15 protein-coding genes, 5 tRNA genes and 1 riboswitch are annotated in these 19227 nt (G+C 41.6%); of the genes, 15 read left to right on the top strand and 5 right to left on the bottom strand.

Features of this window, described 5'->3' with window-relative positions:
- The first annotated feature begins 83 nt into the window (after window positions 1-83).
- The 8 genes from FN960_RS19675 to FN960_RS19640 all read left to right on the top strand — a co-directional run bounded on the left by FN960_RS19675 (window position 84) and on the right by FN960_RS19640 (window position 2670).
- Window positions 84-155, top strand: a tRNA-Gly gene (locus FN960_RS19675).
- A gap of 12 nt (window positions 156-167) precedes the next feature.
- A tRNA-Cys gene (locus FN960_RS19670) sits at window positions 168-238 on the top strand.
- Window positions 239-263: 25 nt separating this feature from the next.
- Window positions 264-352 (top strand) — tRNA-Leu (locus FN960_RS19665).
- 18 nt (window positions 353-370) lie between these two features.
- Window positions 371-447 (top strand) — tRNA-Arg (locus FN960_RS19660).
- Window positions 448-450: 3 nt separating this feature from the next.
- Window positions 451-532, top strand: a tRNA-Leu gene (locus tag FN960_RS19655).
- Between the two features lie 268 nt (window positions 533-800).
- A complete protein-coding gene (locus tag FN960_RS19650) occupies window positions 801-1592 on the top strand; it encodes a hypothetical protein (RefSeq protein ID WP_143850582.1) in 792 nt (263 codons plus the stop codon).
- A 116-nt stretch (window positions 1593-1708) separates the two neighbouring features.
- Window positions 1709-2467, top strand: coding sequence for an alpha/beta fold hydrolase (locus FN960_RS19645; RefSeq protein ID WP_143850581.1), 759 nt, complete (start codon window positions 1709-1711; stop codon window positions 2465-2467).
- On the top strand, window positions 2464-2670 hold the full coding sequence (locus tag FN960_RS19640; RefSeq protein WP_143850580.1) for a hypothetical protein: 207 nt from the start codon (window positions 2464-2466) through the stop codon (window positions 2668-2670). Before FN960_RS19645 ends, FN960_RS19640 begins: the two co-directional genes overlap by 4 nt.
- Window positions 2671-2749: 79 nt before the next feature.
- Here the strand turns inward: FN960_RS19640 and FN960_RS23280 are convergent, their stop codons facing one another.
- Complete coding sequence (locus FN960_RS23280) at window positions 2750-2884, bottom strand: hypothetical protein (protein ID WP_260682078.1); 135 nt, start codon at window positions 2882-2884, stop codon at window positions 2750-2752.
- Window positions 2885-3055: 171 nt separating this feature from the next.
- Window positions 3056-6037 carry a 5'-nucleotidase C-terminal domain-containing protein gene (locus FN960_RS19635; protein WP_143850579.1) on the bottom strand — a complete coding sequence of 994 codons (2982 nt, stop codon included), beginning with the start codon at window positions 6035-6037 and terminating at the stop codon, window positions 3056-3058.
- Between the two features lie 256 nt (window positions 6038-6293).
- Here FN960_RS19635 and FN960_RS19630 point away from each other — a divergent pair, with 256 nt between their 5' ends.
- From FN960_RS19630 to FN960_RS19620, 3 genes are all read left to right on the top strand, one after another.
- A complete protein-coding gene (locus tag FN960_RS19630; protein WP_143850578.1) occupies window positions 6294-6683 on the top strand; it encodes a DoxX family protein in 390 nt (129 codons plus the stop codon).
- A 209-nt stretch (window positions 6684-6892) separates the two neighbouring features.
- Window positions 6893-8440: a gamma-glutamyltransferase family protein gene (locus tag FN960_RS19625; protein WP_260682079.1), complete on the top strand. Its 1548-nt coding sequence runs from the start codon at window positions 6893-6895 to the stop codon at window positions 8438-8440.
- A 124-nt stretch (window positions 8441-8564) separates the two neighbouring features.
- Window positions 8565-9185: a flavodoxin family protein gene (locus FN960_RS19620; protein WP_143850576.1), complete on the top strand. Its 621-nt coding sequence runs from the start codon at window positions 8565-8567 to the stop codon at window positions 9183-9185.
- 384 nt (window positions 9186-9569) lie between these two features.
- On the opposite strand, the gene FN960_RS19615 is transcribed toward FN960_RS19620, so the two are convergent.
- On the bottom strand, window positions 9570-10064 hold the full coding sequence (locus FN960_RS19615) for a phosphoribosylanthranilate isomerase (protein ID WP_143850575.1): 495 nt from the start codon (window positions 10062-10064) through the stop codon (window positions 9570-9572).
- A 382-nt stretch (window positions 10065-10446) separates the two neighbouring features.
- A complete protein-coding gene (locus FN960_RS19610; RefSeq protein ID WP_143850574.1) occupies window positions 10447-11916 on the bottom strand; it encodes an SLC13 family permease in 1470 nt (489 codons plus the stop codon).
- Between the two features lie 162 nt (window positions 11917-12078).
- A riboswitch (SAM riboswitch) is annotated at window positions 12079-12184 on the top strand.
- A gap of 136 nt (window positions 12185-12320) precedes the next feature.
- Between FN960_RS19610 and metE the strand changes: the two genes are divergently transcribed.
- The 4 genes from metE to FN960_RS19590 all read left to right on the top strand — a co-directional run bounded on the left by metE (window position 12321) and on the right by FN960_RS19590 (window position 18338).
- Window positions 12321-14612: a 5-methyltetrahydropteroyltriglutamate--homocysteine S-methyltransferase gene (gene metE / locus FN960_RS19605; RefSeq protein WP_143850573.1), complete on the top strand. Its 2292-nt coding sequence runs from the start codon at window positions 12321-12323 to the stop codon at window positions 14610-14612.
- A gap of 456 nt (window positions 14613-15068) precedes the next feature.
- Window positions 15069-15680 carry a DUF3298 and DUF4163 domain-containing protein gene (locus FN960_RS19600; protein ID WP_143850572.1) on the top strand — a complete coding sequence of 204 codons (612 nt, stop codon included), beginning with the start codon at window positions 15069-15071 and terminating at the stop codon, window positions 15678-15680.
- 63 nt (window positions 15681-15743) lie between these two features.
- A complete protein-coding gene (locus tag FN960_RS19595; protein ID WP_143850571.1) occupies window positions 15744-17159 on the top strand; it encodes an NAD-dependent succinate-semialdehyde dehydrogenase in 1416 nt (471 codons plus the stop codon).
- A 129-nt stretch (window positions 17160-17288) separates the two neighbouring features.
- Window positions 17289-18338 carry a M42 family metallopeptidase gene (locus FN960_RS19590; protein ID WP_143850570.1) on the top strand — a complete coding sequence of 350 codons (1050 nt, stop codon included), beginning with the start codon at window positions 17289-17291 and terminating at the stop codon, window positions 18336-18338.
- Window positions 18339-18751: 413 nt separating this feature from the next.
- Here the strand turns inward: FN960_RS19590 and FN960_RS19585 are convergent, their stop codons facing one another.
- A complete protein-coding gene (locus FN960_RS19585) occupies window positions 18752-19192 on the bottom strand; it encodes a Dps family protein (RefSeq protein ID WP_143850569.1) in 441 nt (146 codons plus the stop codon).
- Window positions 19193-19227: the final 35 nt, after the last annotated feature.

Genomic DNA, 19227 nt, shown 5'->3' with positions numbered 1-19227 from the left:
GGGCTATAGCCAAGCGGTAAGGCAACGGATTTTGATTCCGTCATTCCCTGGTTCGATCCCAGGTAGCCCAGCCATTTATTTATGCGGAAGTAGTTCAGTGGTAGAACACCACCTTGCCAAGGTGGGGGTCGCGAGTTCGAATCTCGTCTTCCGCTTTATGAAAATGCGGCGGTATAGCCAAGTGGTAAGGCACGGGTCTGCAAAACCCTTATCCCCGGTTCAAATCCGGGTACCGCCTTTTTTGTTTTATTTTTTATCTGCCTGCCGGGGTGGTGGAATTGGCAGACACACAGGACTTAAAATCCTGCGGTAAGTGATTACCGTGCCGGTTCAAGTCCGGCCCTCGGCACCAATATTATATAAGTCTTATGCGCCCGTAGCTCAATTGGATAGAGTACTTGACTACGAATCAAGAGGTTAGAGGTTCGAGTCCTCTCGGGCGTGCCATATGCCGGTGTGGCGGAATTGGCAGACGCGCACGACTCAAAATCGTGTTCCTTCTGGAGTGCCGGTTCGACCCCGGCCACCGGTATAATTAATTATGAAAAGCTTGTCATTACTTTTAAAAGTAATGACGAGCTTTTTTGTATCTATAATTTAACTTGAAGTCCATTGTTACATTTATCCTAAAAGTTTAATTTACTAGTTTTGTTAAGATATATTTATAGTATAATATTCCTGCAAATACTTAGAATATGGTACAATAAGCAGCATTTTTCTTTCTAGAGATGAAAGTTGAAGGTGAAGAAAAAAGAGTATTCAACGATATTGTAAAATAATATTAAAAAGTAGGGAAGATTGTGAAGATAAAGTTAAGTTTATTAGATAATGCTTATGACTTTTTAAACAGTTCATTACACGATTATCATTTAGCGACTAATGAAGAATATCCAGATGACTATAAAAGATTTTGGAAATCGGCAATAGTTGATTTGGTTCAATCTATGGAATTAATGTTTAAAGAGGTATTAAGAAGAGATCATAAAGTTCTTTTATATGAAAGAATAGACAATCCTAAAAAAACTGTCTCTATTACCAATGCACTTCAAAGATTAAAGAACATACTTAATTTAGATTTCACCGATAAAGATGAAAAAACAATTAAAAGGGCTATAGGGATAAGAAATGACATTATTCATTTTGAGGTAGAACTTAACACTCCTGAATTATTAAATATATATATTATTATCTTTGAGTTTCTTCATTCCTTTCATTTCCGGTATTTAGATGGAGAATTACATAACTTTATTCTCCCTAATTATTGGGAAGCAGAAGCTCTATTAATCGAACAATTCAAAAAAACTGATCAAGTACTTTATGGTGGAGTGAATCTAAGTAAGTATTATCCAATTGAGATTGCTGAAGCTCAATTGTTTTCTACTTTTACAATCAGTGGTATAGAATACGAGCGAATAAAACATGGAGAAGAACTGGATAGACAAGCTTTTTACATAAGTATTCATTGTGGTGATTGTGCGGTAAAAGAAGGATACTATCATGTACTTGGTTGTGATTTAGAAGTTTGCCCTAAATGTGCTGGACAGGCAATTTCATGCTCTTGCGATATATACGATGAAGGAGATAATCATTAAAAAAATTGAATTCCTTAAAATTGAAATAATCAAGAATGAATATTGTTATATAAGTTTAAACACATAATTATATTTTAAATTAGCAATCAATTGGTTGCTCAAAATAGGGGTGAATCATGTCATATTCATACTTTGGTAACCCAAATAACCCCCTCATCCTCTTCATCCACGGCGCCGGCGTCGAAGGATGGATGTGGGATCAACAGGTGGATCATTTCAAACATACCCATTACTGCATTGTCCCTACGTACCAGATGGATGAGCAAAGGGGGATCCAATACTGGGCAACCACCTTCTTAAAAGATCTACAGCCTCATATGAAGGATAACCGTCAGTTCATCTTAGTTGGCTTCTCTATGGGGGCTCAGATCGCTGTACAGATGTGTGCTGAAAGGCTAGATATGTTTAGTCATGTGATGGTGAATAGTGGTTTAATTGATCCAAAGCCAGTTCTTCGAAAGATTATTCAACCGCTTTTGCCTTTATTCAATATTTTGCCGAAGAGTAGATGGTTTTCATTAAAGCAGGCGAAGGAGCTCTATATTACGGAACCTTTTTATTTTGAACGATATTTTGCTGGTGCAAGAAACGTTCGTACTGCCGATTTGCGGGCAATTATGAATGAGAATTTAACATTTGATCTGCCGGAAGAGATCAGTCAATACTCTGGAGAGATGTTGATTACGATAGGTGACAAAGAAGAGAAGCTGCTTACAAGATCGGTGGACAAGTTGTCACATGCAGTACCAAAGGCTAAAGTATTTGTCATTCCAGATATGAAACATGGATATCCTCTGGGCAGGGCTGAGTCCTTCAATAGGCTGCTAGATGTCTGGATCAAGGGAGAGGTTATTAAAGAAGGAGAAATCATGTGAAGCGATTACTACGAAAGCTAGTAAATGTTTTGTTATGGGTCATACTATTCTTTCTTTTTCTTAATGTGTTTGGATGGATATATAATCAATTTACTCCTTTTGATAATTCTATTTATATTTTACTTGCGACCTTGCTGATATTACTTGTATCAGGATTACTTGCCCAAAAATGTGTACATGTGATCTCTGATGTTTATAAATAGCTGCTTTAAATAAGGGGCAGGTTTGAATGACATGGGCAACACCAATTTTTTCAACACCTACCCTAGTTGAGTGATCACACTATATATTTAATAATACAGATATAATTGAACTAATGACGGCTGCTACGGCAATGATAAAATGTGCGGGAATTTCTACATAGGTCTCTTTTCTTCGATTCGTCTTACCATCCTCCTTGTTTCTGTAAAATTTCATGATACAGCCCCTCACTGTAATAGAATTTAAAGCCTTGTTCTTAGCTTTGCCAAGAAGGGGGTTGTCCTATTAGCTTTTTTATAAAAATTGATCATCCTTATTAAAGGTTCTTATCGCTCAAAAAAAACCAGTGCTGTCCCGTAAAGGATAGCACTGGTTTTAGGTAGATCATTACTCTTTAATTTCCTTCCAAACATCCCACTGTCCAGCGTGGTTCGCTGGGCTTTGGTTCTGTGTCCACCACTTTGCTTCGTAGAGCTTTCCGTCAAAAAAGGCGCGGTCACCAGCTGTATAAATGCTTGAGGCGTCCCATTCTTCGGGACCTTCTGGCTCTGAATCACTAATCTTTTTCCAAACGTCCCAAGTTCCAGAGTGGTCTTTCGGGCTTTGACCTTGAGTCCACCATTTGGCTTCGTATAGCTCGCCATCAAGTGTTACGTGGTCGCCAGTGTTATAGATGGTTTTTGCATTCCATTCTTGAGGTCCGTCTGGTACTTCATAGCATTCAGTAACCTTTTGCCAAACTTCCCAGTAGCCTGAGTTCTCTGCTGGGTTTTGGTTCTGAGTCCACCATTGTGCTTGATAGAAGTCGCCGTCGTGCTCAATGCGATCGCCAGCTACATAGGTTTTGTTTGCTTCCCACGCAGTGTACTCACATTTTGGAGCTTCTGGTTCTTCAGGTACTTCCGGTTCTTCCGGCTCCTCTGGAACTTCAGGCTCTTCTTCCTCAAATGTGAAGGTAGTTGGAGCTCTCATTCCAGGTGTTGAGAAGTAGGCTTCAAGTGAGCCTGTTACGGTAATTAGTCTACCTAGGTTTTCTGGATGTGAAGGTAGATTTAATCCGTTACGTACGGCAGTGCCGTTCACAAGCTGCACAGGTAGCATCTTCGAACGATCTGTTTCATCTGGTGAATCTGCGAGTAGTAGGTTAGATGGTGCGTGAGTGCCTTCACCAATAACTGGTGAGGAGTTCACAATTGAACCAACGATGTATCCCTTTACTCGTGCGGTGCCACTATTGTTGGCAAGTGCTTCTGCTACACTTCTGAGTCCGCTTGGATCGTCACCGGAGCCTTCACCATCGATTGTGATGCGTTGTCCTTCTTCATAGTTGATTGGTCCTTCTTGTGCTGTTACATAGTCGACAACTGACGTCCAAACTGGACCGAGGTCTGCTTCAATGATGTCAGAGCCAAGGTTGTAAAAGTTGTTTCCATGCATGTAATCGTTATAAGCAACAGTATAGGTAGCGCTAGGATCAAATGAATCTCCATTTTCCAAGGAGATTTCTACATCTGAGATGGCGCCGTTCGCGTCCGTCACTAGGTTGTACGTTAATCCAGAAATTTGCACATCTACACCACGACGATATTTTGCTTGTTCAAGTATAACGTCCTTGATGTCTGAACCTGATGCGTTCACAGAAACAATCACATTACCAAATCCATCTAAGGACTCAATTTGTTGATCTGTGATGGAACCTGGGTTAATTTCTCCTGTAACAGAAGATCCGTTAAGCATGCCAATATCTGTTCCAGCTTTTGTACGAATGGAATCTGTATATAGGTTACCAAGTCCAACATCATTTCTGTTTTTATTAGCTGAGTAGAGGCCTGTTTCTGTAGAACCAATGATTTCACCAGGTACGGGTGCTGTTGGGTCCACAGATAGCTTAATTCTACCTTCACTAGAGTAATCAAGAGTCTTGCCTTCAGCCGTGAGCTTAAGTGCGAAGTTCTTCATGGCTTCTGTCATTAAACCAACTGTTTCGGAAATAACAGTGCCTTCAAAGTTATATCCTGATCCGCCCGTACCAATGTAATTGGCAACAGCTACTGTGTAGGTAGCTTCTAGATCAATTGGTTCATTTCCAATGGTTAATGTCACGTCTTGATAGCTACCTGTTGGACCAGTTAGCACATTATAATTTAGTCCTGAAACCTGTAGGTCAATTTCGTTACGATTGTCGCGAGAGTATGAGAACTCTAAGACGTTCTTAATTGCTTGACCTGTCATTTCGTAGACCATAATTTCGTTTGCAAATGGTTCAATTTGATAGATGTCACCGAGCGTAACATCTCCGGCATCAATGCTTGCACGTATACCGCCATTGTTTGTGAAGGCAATATCACTATCTGCCATATCACGCATCGCGTCTGTCCAGAAGTTACCGAGTGGAGCATCGCCGTTATAACGACCATCACGAGTTAATCCGTTGTTAGAGGTTCCAACGACTTCTCCAAGCAGCTCTTCCATGTCTTCGTTATATCCGTCAACAACCGCTTGAACCGCTTCATCTCTATCCGTTAATGAAGCCACAGATACAAGGCTTCCGGATGTGTTGGTTACGGAATCTGTTGCTTGATCATACGTAAGAGTCACTTGGCCAATATTGTTTAAATTAGATCCAGTTTGTACAATAGGTGTTCCGTTAATTACATTAGGTGCGTTAAGTGTTGTATGTGAGTGACCGCCTATGATGACGTCAAAATAATCAACCTGTTCAGCCAGGCGTCTGTCTTGATCAAAGCCGATATGTGTTAAAGCTACAATAATATCTGCCTGCTCTTCAAGCTCTTCTTGATAGCTTGCAGCAACGCCAGCATAATCGCCGTCGAAATCAAGACCCACTGTATTTGCTGGTGCAGTAGCAGGTGGAGCTTGGGTAACGGAGAATACAGCAACTGATAATCCATCAAGGTCAAAGATTTCATATGGCTTTGGTTGTTCTAAAGATGTGTCTCCTACATCCATGTTTGCAGCAAGCCATGGAAACTCCGATAGCTCCATATTTGCAGCAAACGCGTCCTGTCCAAAGTCAAATTCATGATTTCCTAGTGTGAAGGCATCAACGCCTGCTAAGTTAAATACTTCATAGATGGGTTTACCATCATTTAAATCCACGACAGGGTTACCACTTACAGCATCACCCGCATCAAGATACAAGAAGTGACTTGATGCTTGTCTCTGCTGTTTAACATATTCAGAGACCTTGGCATATTCATCAAAGCTTGCATGAATATCATTAGTATGTAGAATGGTTAAGTCGATTTCCTCGTTTGCATGAGCTATTTGAGAGAATGATAATACAAAAAATAAGAAAGCGATGAAAGAGATCATCCTAGTTGAGCGCTTCCATGACAAACTATCCATAAAGTACCTCCATTGGTTTTTTATTATAGTAGACTAGCAGAATATCTGTAAGTCTCCTTTTTAAGCCTATCAAAAAATCACGAGATTTCTACTAAAAATCTATAAAAATCTTGTAAAGATTTCTTACCGACTATCTAAATACTGAATTATCAATCAGTATTATAAAGATACTGGGTTACATAAAGGTGCGTACTTTTCTTTTTGCGCTAACTGTAGCACACTAACAGATACTATTTTATGAAAGGATTGGTATGACATGAAAACGGAATTTGGTTTACTCATTTTGAGGATTGTTGTTGGGATAACCTTTTTGATTCATGGGTTAGATAAGTTTAATGGAGGCATTGAAGGAACAGTAGGTATGTTTGACGATATGGGATTACCTGCGATACTGGCGTACATAGTGACTTTTGCTGAAGTGATTGGCGGCTTGGCTTTAATTCTAGGTCTTCTTACACGCACGGTTAGTATCGTGTTTGCCATCATTATGATTGGCGCCATTTATCAGGTTAAGCTTCCTGCCGGATTTCTTGGTGGGTACGAGCTAGATCTTGTCCTGCTTGCCTGTTCTATAATGCTCGCGTTAAGCAGTAGCAGACTATTGGCATTGGGGCAAATCCTACCTGCAGGATTAAGGAAGTTATAGGGTAAATAATAAACTTTTATGATTATGGGGACTATACACTAGTCCCTTTTTTACATTCTAAGTAATTTTACAATTTGGACAAATCATTTATTTCCCTCTATACTTTGAAGTATACATAGACTACTAGATTATTGGAGTGAATGCTTTTGAGTACACAAGATCAATATCCTTATGCGTCAAAACGAAATGTGGTTTACGGAAAAAAAGGAATGGTGGCGACATCGCAGCCATTGGCGGCTCAAGCCGGGCTGGACATGATCAAGGCCGGGGGAAATGCAATTGATGCCGCGATTGCGACAGCGGCATGTTTGACAGTGGTTGAGCCTACCTCTAATGGCATAGGTTCAGATGCCTTTGCTTTAGTTTGGACGGATGGTAAGCTTCATGGCTTAAATGCAAGTGGTCAGGCGCCAATGGGGTTAACACCTGAAGCTGTAAAAGCAGCAGGACATACAAAGGAACTCCCTACATACGGCGTATTGCCAGTCACCGTTCCAGGCACACCACGTGGGTGGGCTGAGCTTTCACGTAAGTTTGGAAAGCTTTCATTAAAGGAAGTGCTTGCACCAGCCATCGACTACGCTGAAAATGGCTACCCCGTTTCACCAACTCTCGCAAAGTATTGGGCGAAAGCTGCTGCAAGCTTTAGAAAAAAATTAACTGGTGATGAGTTTAAGCATTGGTTTGATACCTTTACACCAGATGGTAAAGCTCCTAAAGCGGGAGAGATTTGGAAGTCTCCAGGACACGCAAAAACACTGCGTCTTATCGCGGAAACAAATGCAGAGGCATTTTACACGGGAGAGATAGCGGATCAGATTGATGCATTTTTTAAAAAGCATCAAGGTCATTTGACAAAAGAAGATCTAGCAGCCTATCAGCCAGAGTGGGTAGAACCAATTAAATCAGATTATAAAGGCTATGAGGTGTGGGAAATTCCGCCGAATGGACAAGGGTTGATTGCTCTTGAAGCCTTGAATATTTTAAAAGGATTTGATTTGAAAACAAAGGATTGTGTGGACACGTACCATAAGCAGATTGAAGCTGTTAAGCTGGCGTTTGTGGATGGTATGGCTTATATTACCGACCCACGAGAAATGAAGGTTTCACAAGAAGAGCTACTTTCAGATGAGTATGCAGCTGAGAGAAGAGCGCTTATTGGTGAAGAGGCGATCACACCGGAGCCAGGCACACCGCCTTCTGGTGGTACAGTTTATTTAGCTGCGGCTGATGGCGATGGGAACATGATCTCCTTTATTCAAAGTAACTATATGGGCTTTGGCTCTGGTATTGTGATTCCTGAGACGGGCATTGCGTTGCAGAACAGAGGACATAATTTCTCATTGGATGAAACCCATCATAATTATCTAAAGCCTGGACGAAAAACGTATCATACGATCATCCCAGGATTTTTAACCAAGGGGAACGAAGCAGTTGGACCATTTGGTGTCATGGGTGGCTTTATGCAACCTCAAGGGCATGTGCAAATAGTGATGAATACGATTGATTTTGGATTAAATCCACAAGCTGCTCTTGATGCGCCAAGATTCCTTTGGACAGAGGGCAAAAAGGTCCAGGTCGAGGCAAATCTACCAATTGAGATTACGAGGGCTCTAGCTGACAAAGGGCATGATATTTCGATTGCTATTGACGAAGGTGGATTTGGTAGAGGTCAAATTATTTGGAGAAATCCAGAGACGGGCGTATTAGCTGGAGGGACAGAACCGAGAACAGACGGGGAAGTCGCAGCATGGTAAAAGAGATACTGAATTAACAAGGATCCGAGCGGGACAAATGTGTCCGTTCGGTTTTTTTGATTTAGGTTTCAGTCCTTGGGCATACGGTAATACAGTAGATAGCTCAGGTAAAGGAGAGGTGTCTATGTCTATTCATGCATTATTTTTAAACTGCTCACTTAAAAAGAGTAGTGAGGGAGAATCAAACACGGACGCATTAATAAAGGAAGTCTCAACACGACTGGAACAACGAAATATATCATCAGAGACTGTTAGAATAGCCGACTACCAGGTAGCGTATGGCGTGGTAGACGACGCAGGAGATGGCGATGAATGGCCGCAAATTATTGAAAAAATAAAAAAAGCGGACATCGTTGTGATCGGTACACCCATTTGGATGGGTGAAAAATCAAGCATCGCGACCAAAGTAATGGAACGAATTAACGGTAGCGTAAGTGTAACCAACAAAAAAGGTCAGCCTATTTATTATAATAAGGTTGGTGGAGTGGTTGTCACCGGTAATGAAGATGGAGCTAAACACGCCATCTCATCCATTTTATTTGGACTATCATACAACGGATTCACAATGCCGCCAGAAACCGTAACCTACTGGGTGGGTGAAGCCGGTCCAGGCCCATCATTTATCGAGGCAGAAGGGTACAAGCATGAATTCACCATGGAACAAGTCAAGAAAATGGTTCACCACCTCGACTACTTTGCAAGATTGCACCAGCAACATGAAATACCAGTGATGGAAGACGAATAAAAAATACCCCCTCTCGCTTATGTGGGAGGGGGTATCTGTTTGCTGGGGTTGGCGGGTGTGGAGTGGTGGTTCTTGGAAAAATGGAATTGTTCTTGGTGACGGGTGTGGGTTTCTTGGTAAGAGGGGCTGGCTCTTGGTAAAGTGTTTGTTGTTCTGGGTTAGGAGAGCGAGTGTCTTGGTAAGGTGGTATGGCTCTTGGTAAAGTGGTTATTGTTCTTGGTTAGGAAAGCACTCCTCTTGGTAAGGCTGTTTAGTTCTTGGAAAAGAGGTCATTGTTCTGGGCGAGAAGAGCAATCCTCTTGGTAAAGCGGATTGGCTCTTGATAAACCAGATCGTGTTCTTGTTATTTAATCCATTTTTCTTAATAAAAGAAGTGTGCCTGCCTTATATGATTGTTTTTAAGAAATTGATCTTTTTCACATCTTTATTATTATTTTTATTGGCTCGATAACTATCCTTAAATGAAGACTCATAAACACGTAAATATTGATGAGGATTTAATAAATAAAATTTCACTTTTTCCACTTGATGCATTTTTACATCCTCTAATTGCACTCCTGCAAAACTGGGTAGCGTATCGATAATGCCAAATTCAACGGAAAGACCGCCTTTAGAGAACTGGTGCTCATGCAAATCAATTAAAGTGTATTGCATTGAATTCATCATGTTTACTATTTCATTCCAGTTGTAAATATTTAATTCGGGCGATACTTCCCACCCTCTTTTATCACCGGGTACATGAATATCTAAGTCTGAAGCATCCCAACTCTTTCCTGTAACGACCTCTAAACCTACTGAACCCATTAATAACGGTATAATTTCATATTCATTTAGTTTTTTTGCAATTTTTAAAAACTCGATATACTTGTAATTATCCATTTACCCCTCCATAAAGAGGCTCCTCTTGGTAAAGGAGCCGTTGTTCTTGATAATGAGTCAGAACTTCTTGCTAAGAGCATGTGGATCTTGGTAAGAGAGCCATTGCTCTTGGTGATGAGCCAGAACTTCTTGCTAAGAGCGTGTGGGTCTTGGTAAAAGAGCCATTGCTCTTGGAGATGAGCCAGAACTTCTTGCTAAGAGCATGTGGCTCTTGGTAAAAGAGCTATTGCTCTTGGTGATGGGCCAGAACTTCTTGCTAAAAGCTTATGGATCTTGGTAAGAGAGCCATTGCACTTCGAGATCGTCCGAATCTTTTTGGAAACAGAACCGCATGCTCTTACTCTTTAACTCAAATCTTTTAGCAAAAAGCTTGCAGCTCTTTTTACAATCCAAACACGATCGGCATCCAGAAATAGACGGCCAACGTAATCACTATTACGGAGAAGATGTTAAGCCAAACACCGGCTTTGGCCATGTCCGCTACATCTAACACTCCGGCGCTAAACACAGCCGTGTTGGGAGGTGTAGCTACAGGTAGCATATAACAGGATCCCGCAGATAAGGCAGCTGCCGCCATGAGGATTAATGGATCCAAACCAACGGCAATTCCTAACCCCACGCATAGTGGAAGAACGAGGTTTGCCACAGCAGTATTAGATAGAATTTCAGTGATTGAGAGAACAATCACGACTAATAAAAGAATGATGATAAATGGGGTGAATGCTTCTAATAGTTGAAGCGTGTCACCGATCCAGTCGTTAAGTCCGGATGCTCCAAAGCTTGATGCTAGAGCGAGTCCTCCACCAAATAAGATAAGGACGTTCCAAGGGAGCTCTTTTAAATCCCTCCACTCAAGCAATCGTTCCCCTTTTTTGGTGCTAGGTATGAAGAATAGTGAGATTGCTCCAAATACTGAGATGGCACCGTCGTGCATATTATCAGCAATGTGATCAGGGAACACCAGGGTTTTAAATACCCAAAGGAATACGGTTATTCCGAACACGATGGCCACCCAGATTTCATCTCTCGACATCTTGCCAAGATTCTTTTTATCTTTTTTTATAAAATCTATCGTTTGGTCTTGATTTGTAGAGTCTACTTTAAATTTCATTTTTGTTAAGTAAAAATATAAGAATACGAGCATGATTAATGCTACTGGTCCGGCAAATAGTAGCCATTCGTAGAAGGCGACGGTGCGATCTAGCTGTGTCCTGGCGATCTCTGCAAATAGAGCGTTTGGTACAGCTGCGACAAGTGTGGCAAGTCCACCAATGGTTGCCGCATATGCGACGGAAAGTAGGATACTCTTAGAAAAATGAGTTAGGCTTTTTCCAGTTAGGATTTCTTTTTCCTTGACCTCGGAAATTAAAGCTAGGGCAACTGGAAGCATCATTAAAGCGGTTGCAGCATTTGATACAAAGAGTGATAGAAATGCAGTAGAGATGATGATCCCTAAAACAATCCGCTGACTTTGAGTTCCTATCATGTCAATAATATTTAGTGCAATGCGTCTATGTAAATTCCATTTCTGCAACGCGATTGCAATGACAAATCCTCCACCATACATAAAAATAGTTGGGCTACTATAAGAAGCGGCGATGGTATCTATGTCAGTTGCTCCAACTAAAGGAATGACTACAAGTGGGATCAATGATGTGACGGCCATTGGAATAGCTTCTGTCACCCAGAATGTAGCAATTAATAGAGTGATAGCTAGAACAAATCTTGGTGCATGATCTAGTTGGCTAGATGGGATCAGAAAATAAGCCAATAAAAATAAGGATGGACCTAAAATCAGGCCAATTTTTGCTCGCCTTGGATAGGTCGGTTGTACTGCTTGTTCCTCAGACATACATTCACACCTTTCTTACTTTTTTATGGAACTATTTGATTTTGACATAGGTGACTTTAGGATTGCAAATTCTGACGAAAAAACGCAAATGTTCAAAATTGTTTTGACAGTCTGATTGTCACATGCTAAAGTAGACTCAATTCAACATAACAAAATGTAACGCTCTTATATTGAGAGGCGGAGGGACTGGCCCGATGAAGCTTCAGCAACCATTCAGAATGAAAAGGTGCTAAATCCAGCAAGGTGGAGACACTTTGAAAGATAAGGGGAACGATTATTGAGATGATTCAATGCCTCTTTCTTTTTTTGAAGGGGGCATTTTTTATTTCCCTTTAAGTGAATCTGCTAAGGTGGTTTGGAATTTGAGTTTGTTAAGTTGAGAGATGAAGATGAGGAGTGAGAACATGCCAAAAGTAAGAAGTTCAAACATTGGGTATCCACGTATTGGTGAAAAAAGAGAATGGAAGAAAAGCCTTGAACAATTTTGGGCAGGTAACATTTCAGAACAAGATTTATTGGAGTCTCTAAAAAGCATTAGACTGACAAATATTAAAAAACAAACAGAAGCAGGCATTGATTTAGTTCCTGTAGGTGATTTCAGCTTCTATGATCAGGTGCTTGATACGGCTGTTTCATTTGGGCTTGTGCCGGATCGCTTTGATTATAACGGAGGAAAAGTGGATGTAACCACCTATTTTGCGATTGCGCGTGGAACTGATTCCGCAGTGGCTGCTGAGATGACAAAGTGGTATAACACAAATTATCACTATATTGTGCCTGAAATTAGTACACCTCCAACATCGCTTGTACATAATCGTGTCTTGGAGCTATTTAACGAAGCAAAAGAAGAGCTAGGTACAAAAACAAAGCCTGTCATTATTGGACCAGTTAGTTTTGTGAAGCTATCAAAAAATCTAACGGGTCAATCCGAGCAGGAATTGGTACGTTCGTTTATTCCTTTATATGCGACGTTATTAAAAGAATTAGAGGAAGCAGATGCAGATTGGGTACAAATTGAGGAGCCATTCTTAAATGGTCAGGTTTCTAATGAAGATCTTGATTTGTTACAGGAAGTGTATGCGCAGCTTGATGTCGCAGCTCCAAGCTTAAATATATTATTACAAACTTATTTTGAAGCCATTGATGATTATGAGGCTGTAGTGAATCTTCCTGTTCAAGGACTTGGACTAGATTTTGTTCATGATGAAGGGGTGTCGCTAGAACAGGTAAAGAAATTTGGGTTTCCAACTGGTAAGGTACTTGCAGCAGGAATTATTGATGGACGCAATATCTGGCGTGCTGACCTTAAAGAAGTAAAGGACATCGTTGATCAGCTTTCTGTCATTGTTGGAGAAGGACAGCTCATTCTTCAACCGTCGTGTAGTTTGCTTCATGTCCCTGTAACCGTTGAACTGGAAACAGAGCTGCCAGAGCTTTTGAAAGAGGGCATTGCGTTTGCAGATGAGAAGCTTCAGGAGCTTGTTGCTTTAACAAAGGTAGCAAATGATGAGCAGGATGAAGAGAGTCTCGAAAAAAGCTCTGCAGCGGTTAAAGCTTTAAATGAATCGTCTAGTCGTAATAATGAAGAGGTTCGTTCTGTGCTTGCAACGATTAGTGAAGAGATTCCTACACGTACCATTGATGCACCAGAACGACTTCGCATTCAGCAGGAGAAGTATCAGCTGCCGCTTTTACCAACAACAACGATTGGCAGCTTCCCACAAACGAAGGAAGTGCGTCAACAACGTTTGAAATGGAGAAAAGGCGAGCTTAATTCCGAGGACTATGAGAAGTTTATCCGAGATGAAATTGATAAGTGGATTAAAATTCAAGAAGAGCTTGATTTGGATGTGCTGGTTCACGGTGAATTTGAACGGACCGACATGGTAGAATTTTTTGGTGAGAAGCTAGCAGGCTTCCAATTCACTAAGTTTGGTTGGGTTCAATCATACGGATCGCGTTGCGTGAAACCACCAATTATTTATGGAGACGTCGCTTTTGTTAAGCCGATGACAGTAAAAGAAACTGCTTACGCACAACGCCAAACAAAACGTCCGGTAAAAGGAATGCTGACAGGTCCAGTGACTATTTTCAACTGGTCATTCCCACGTACAGATATTCCAGAGGGTCAGGTCGTAAATCAGATTGCCCTTGCATTGCGTAAAGAGGTAGAGGAGCTTGAGCGAGAAGAAATTGGTGTGATACAGGTAGATGAGCCTGCGATCCGTGAAGGTCTTCCTTTAAAACCAAGCAAAACAAAAGCGTATTTAGATCAATCGGTAGGTGCGTTCCGTCTATCCACTAATACAGTACAGACGCAAACACAAATTCACACGCATATGTGCTATTCAGACTTTGAAGCAATCATTGAATCAATTGACGCGTTAGATGCAGATGTCATTTCAATTGAAACGTCACGCAGCCACGGTGAATTAATTTCGGCCTTTGAAGACTTTACGTATAACAAAGGGATCGGCCTTGGGGTATATGATATTCACAGCCCGCGTGTGCCAGCTCAAGAGGAAATTGACCGTAACATTAGTCGCGCACTATCTGTCCTTGATCCTAAGCTATTCTGGATCAACCCAGACTGCGGCTTAAAAACAAGAAAAGAAAAAGAAACCGTTGAAGCCTTAAGAGTCATGGTGAATGCAGCAAAAGAAGCACGTAAGCAATACGTCACCTCACCAGAATAATAAAGATAGAAAAACCCGCTGAGTTTTGGCGGGTTTTTAACGTTTCACAATCTAGTGGATAGATAAGGTAAGGAGTTAGTATCTTCGGCTAAGCTCCCGAAATTGCGGGCACGCTTACCGCGGGAGTCCTGAGCTAATCTGGCTCTGCCAATTATCTCAATTAACCTTTTCATTTAGGTTACTGATAAATGATCTTACTTTCTTCAATTGTTTAGGTCAGAACGTTAGCGGAAGGAGAACCCGTAGACTCCTGCGGAACAGAACGAGTCTGAAGACATTGAAGTGGTGGTTTTCCGCTTCGAGGGCTGAGGCCGTTCCCGCGGAAAGCGTAGGGTTCTCCTGTAGCGGTACATAAGCTCATTACTAGATGACTTTTTCAGTGGCCTCCTATTTCAAAGGATTAATTGCATATCACATGCATACACATCTACCAAAAGCCAAAAAGGATGTGCAGGCATGAATACTACAATGCTTCCGGCTTCAATTATTACTAGACATATGCTCTCGCCAAGATTGGATATTTTTTATCCGGAGATTTCTGGACTCTCTTCTTTAGTAGTTCAGCACCAGCTAAATCAAGCGGTAAATGTCCAGGTTCATGACATGATTAAAGAGTCGGGCTATGCAGATCCACCACGTCAGACCACATTAACAGGCGGGTACGAGTTAAAGAATAATCAAAGGGATATCCTTAGCCTGATGAATCGCTTATATTATTTCAGCGGTGGGGCCCATGGGATGACGATTCAAGAAACATTAACGATGAATATCACAACGGGCGAGATCTATCAGCTAGGAGATTTGTTTAAGCCAGGCGTTTATTATACGCAGACTTTAAATAAAATAATTGAAGAGCAGATCAAACAAAGACAGCTTGATCTCTTGAATCCATTCACAGGCATAACTGCCACTCAAAAATGGTACATTGCAGATAAATCATTAGTCTTATACTTTGATCTTTATGAACTGCAGGCATATGTCTATGGGTTTACGTACTTTCCAATTTCCGTGTATGAGCTACAGCCAATCATCTTGGACGATGGACCATTAGGTGTCATGCTTTATTAATTTGTTTAGACTTGGATAAAAACAGGAACAGTAAAAGGAGATGATCTCAAGGAGGAAAAAACAATGAACTTCTACGTGAACGGTGAATGGATCGGTAAGGATTTACAAGCCATTGATGTTGTCAATCCCGCTACAGGAGATACAGTAGATCAGGTGCCTAAAGGCGGAGAGCGCGAAGCAAAAGCTGCAGTAGATGCGGCGTACGCAGCTTTTCCCGAGTGGTCAGCCAAAACCGCTCATGAGCGATCGGAGCTTTTGGAAGCCTGGCACGCACTGATTGAACGAGATCAAGAAAGCTTAGCCAAAACAATGACAGAGGAACAAGGAAAGCCGTTAAAGGAAGCTTCAGGTGAGATTGGATACGCAAATTCATTTATAAAGTGGTATGCAGAGGAAGGAAAACGGGTGTATGGTGAAACGATCCCTCCATCTGCAGCGGATAAGCGACTTTTTGTCATTAAACAGCCAGTCGGCGTTGTGGCAGCTATTACGCCGTGGAACTTCCCAGCAGCGATGATTACACGTAAGCTGGCTCCTGCATTAGCAGTGGGTTGTACAACGGTATTAAAGCCTTCAAGTCAAACGCCATTAACTGCTTTAAAACTTGTGGAGCTTGCAGAGGAAGCAGGTATTCCTAAAGGAGTAATTAATGTTGTAACAGGTAGCTCCAGCGAAATTTCAGAAGCCTGGCAAAAGGATAGTCGCGTCAGAAAGCTGACCTTCACTGGTTCAACTGAAATTGGTAAGCAGCTGATGAGCGGCGCGTCTGAAACGATGAAAAAGCTGTCGTTGGAGCTTGGGGGACATGCCCCATTAATCGTTACCAAGGATGCAGACCTGGATCTTGCTGTTGAACAAGCGGTTTCTTCAAAGTTCAGAAATGGTGGTCAGACATGTGTCTGCGCGAACCGAATTCTTGTCGCTGAAGAGGTAGAAGAAGCATTTTTAGATAAATTTGCTGAAGCTGTTTCTTCCTTAGTTGTTGGCAAAGGATTAGATGAGAATACAGATATTGGGCCGCTTATTGATGATGATGCAGTGGACAAGGTATTAAATCATTTGAAGGATGCAAAAGAAAAGGGTGCCCGCGTGGTGTACGGTGGAAACAGATTAGACGGTCAAATTGTGGAGCCAACAATCATTGCCGGAGTGACGGATAATATGGTGTGTATGATTGAGGAAACCTTTGGTCCTCTAGCACCTGTCTCCACCTTCAAAACAGAATCTGAGGCCATTGAAAGAGCAAATGCAACACCATTTGGACTAGCTGCATACCTCTTTACTGAGAACTTAAGCCGTGCCATCCAACTTGCAGAGAAGCTTGAATACGGAATAGTTGGAGTAAATGATGGTGGACCATCTGTCGCTCAGGCGCCATTTGGAGGATGGAAGGAAAGCGGCATCGGACGAGAAGGCGGACATCACGGAATAGAGGAATTCCTTGAAACAAAATATATTTCAGTGAAGCTGTCAAAATAACTGTGCATACTTGACTTAGTTTAATGGCTCTGAGGCTTATACCTCAGGGCTATTTCTTTATCGTCGTAGTTGAAACTTATCTATCAAAAAGGTATCGTATGGTAAGACAAGAGAATGGAGGAAGGTAACATGGCAGAAGATCGGGTGACTGAAACGATTGATTTAATAAAAAAATTGGTGGAGATTCCAAGTCCAACAGGTAATACATATGAAGTGATTCAGTTTGTGCAGGAGTATTTAAATGAGTTAGGAGTAGAGAATAAGCTTAACCGTAAAGGAGGACTGCTTGCAACCATTCCAGGTAAGGATCAAAAACAGCATCGTATGCTAACAGCCCACGTTGATACACTAGGGGCTATAGTGAAGGAAATAAAGCCGAGCGGACGTCTTAAAATGGATCTAATTGGAGGGTTCCGCTATAACGCGATTGAAGGAGAGTACTGTCAGATTGAAACCTCCTCAGGGAAAAAATATACAGGAACCATTTTAATGCACCAAACCTCGGTGCATGTTTATAAAGATGCAGGAACTGCGGAACGAAACCAGACCAATATGGAGATCCGTTTAGATGAAAGAGTTCACTCAGCAGAAGAGGTTCGTAAGCTAGGTATTGAGGTAGGGGACTTTATTTCGTTTGATCCACGAGTTGAAGTCACGTCAAATGGCTACATAAAGTCTAGACATCTGGATGATAAAGCGAGTGTGGCTTTGGTTCTTCAATTAATCAAACAATTACAGCAAGAGGAGATCACTCTTCCTTATACTACCCACATTCTCATCTCAAACAATGAAGAGATTGGCTATGGCGGAAATGCCAGCATCTCACCTGAAACGGTTGAATATGTAGCAGTAGATATGGGTGCTATGGGGGATGGGCAGTCTACAGACGAATACTCTGCTTCTATCTGCGTAAAAGATGCTTCAGGACCTTATCATTATTTATTACGGAAGCATTTAGTAAGCCTCGCAGAAAAGAGTGGAATCGATTATAAGCTGGACATCTACCCTTATTACGGATCTGACGCTTCTGCGGCAATTCGCTCAGGACACGACATCGTCCACGGCCTAGTTGGACCAGGAATCGATTCATCCCACGCATACGAACGTACACACCGAGACTCATTACAGCATACGGGGAACTTGTTGTATCAATATGTGTTGTCTGAATTGGTTATATAAATTAGGAAAAGCTTATTGGATGGATTCCCGAAAAGGAAGTCAATGAAAAAGTTATGTAAGAATGAGCTGAATGGCGCCGCTACAGGAGAACCCTACGCTTTCCGCGGGAACGGCCTCAGCCCTCGAAGCGGAAAACCACCACTTCGATGTCTTCAGACACGTTCTGTTCCGCAGGAGTCTACGGTTTCTCCTTCCGCTAACGTTCTGATTTAAACAATAGAAGAACGATCGCAATCTTATAATGATTGTTTCAGTGACCTCGATATAAAAAGGTTAATTGAAATAAGATGGAAGAGCACGCTTAGCGCCGATACCTTCCCGCGGTAAGCGTGCTCCCATCTTCGGGAGCGGCGGGGAGGAACCCATGTCAAAAAACTCCGAGCAAGGACTTCCTTGCTCGGAGTTTTAACATTTTATCGTAAAAATGAACGAAGCATCCAATTATGCTTTTCAAGAGATTGGTGAATGGCTAGCAGCATATCAGCTGTCGTTTGGTCGCCAAGACTCTCAGCGGCCTCCATCCCTTCTTTAATTTCTTCTGTTAGTAGAGAAAAATCGCGAACAAGGTCTTCTACCATAGCTTCAGCAGTTAAGCCGTATTCCCCTTCTTTTATAGATGCGGTCTCTAAATGCTCCTTCATCGTTGCAACTGGACTTCCTTTAAGAGCTAATAGGCGTTCAGCTAACTCATCAATATAGCCAGATGCTTCATTATAAAGCTCCTCAAACTTCTCATGTAAAGTAAAGAACTGTGGACCTTTTACGTACCAATGATAATTATGAAGCTTTGTAAATAGCACACTCCAGTTAGATACCTGATTGTTTAAGATTTGTGAAATTCTTTCCTGTGTCATAGTGCAGCCTCCTAATGTGAATGATCATAAATTAG

Origin of the sequence: Alkalicoccobacillus porphyridii (assembly GCF_007293315.1) — a bacterium.
GTDB classification, from domain to species: Bacteria; Bacillota; Bacilli; order Bacillales; family Bacillaceae_D; genus Alkalicoccobacillus; species Alkalicoccobacillus porphyridii.
The sequence above is the reverse complement of the archived record's forward strand: the minus strand, read 5'-3'. Positions and strand labels throughout refer to the sequence as shown.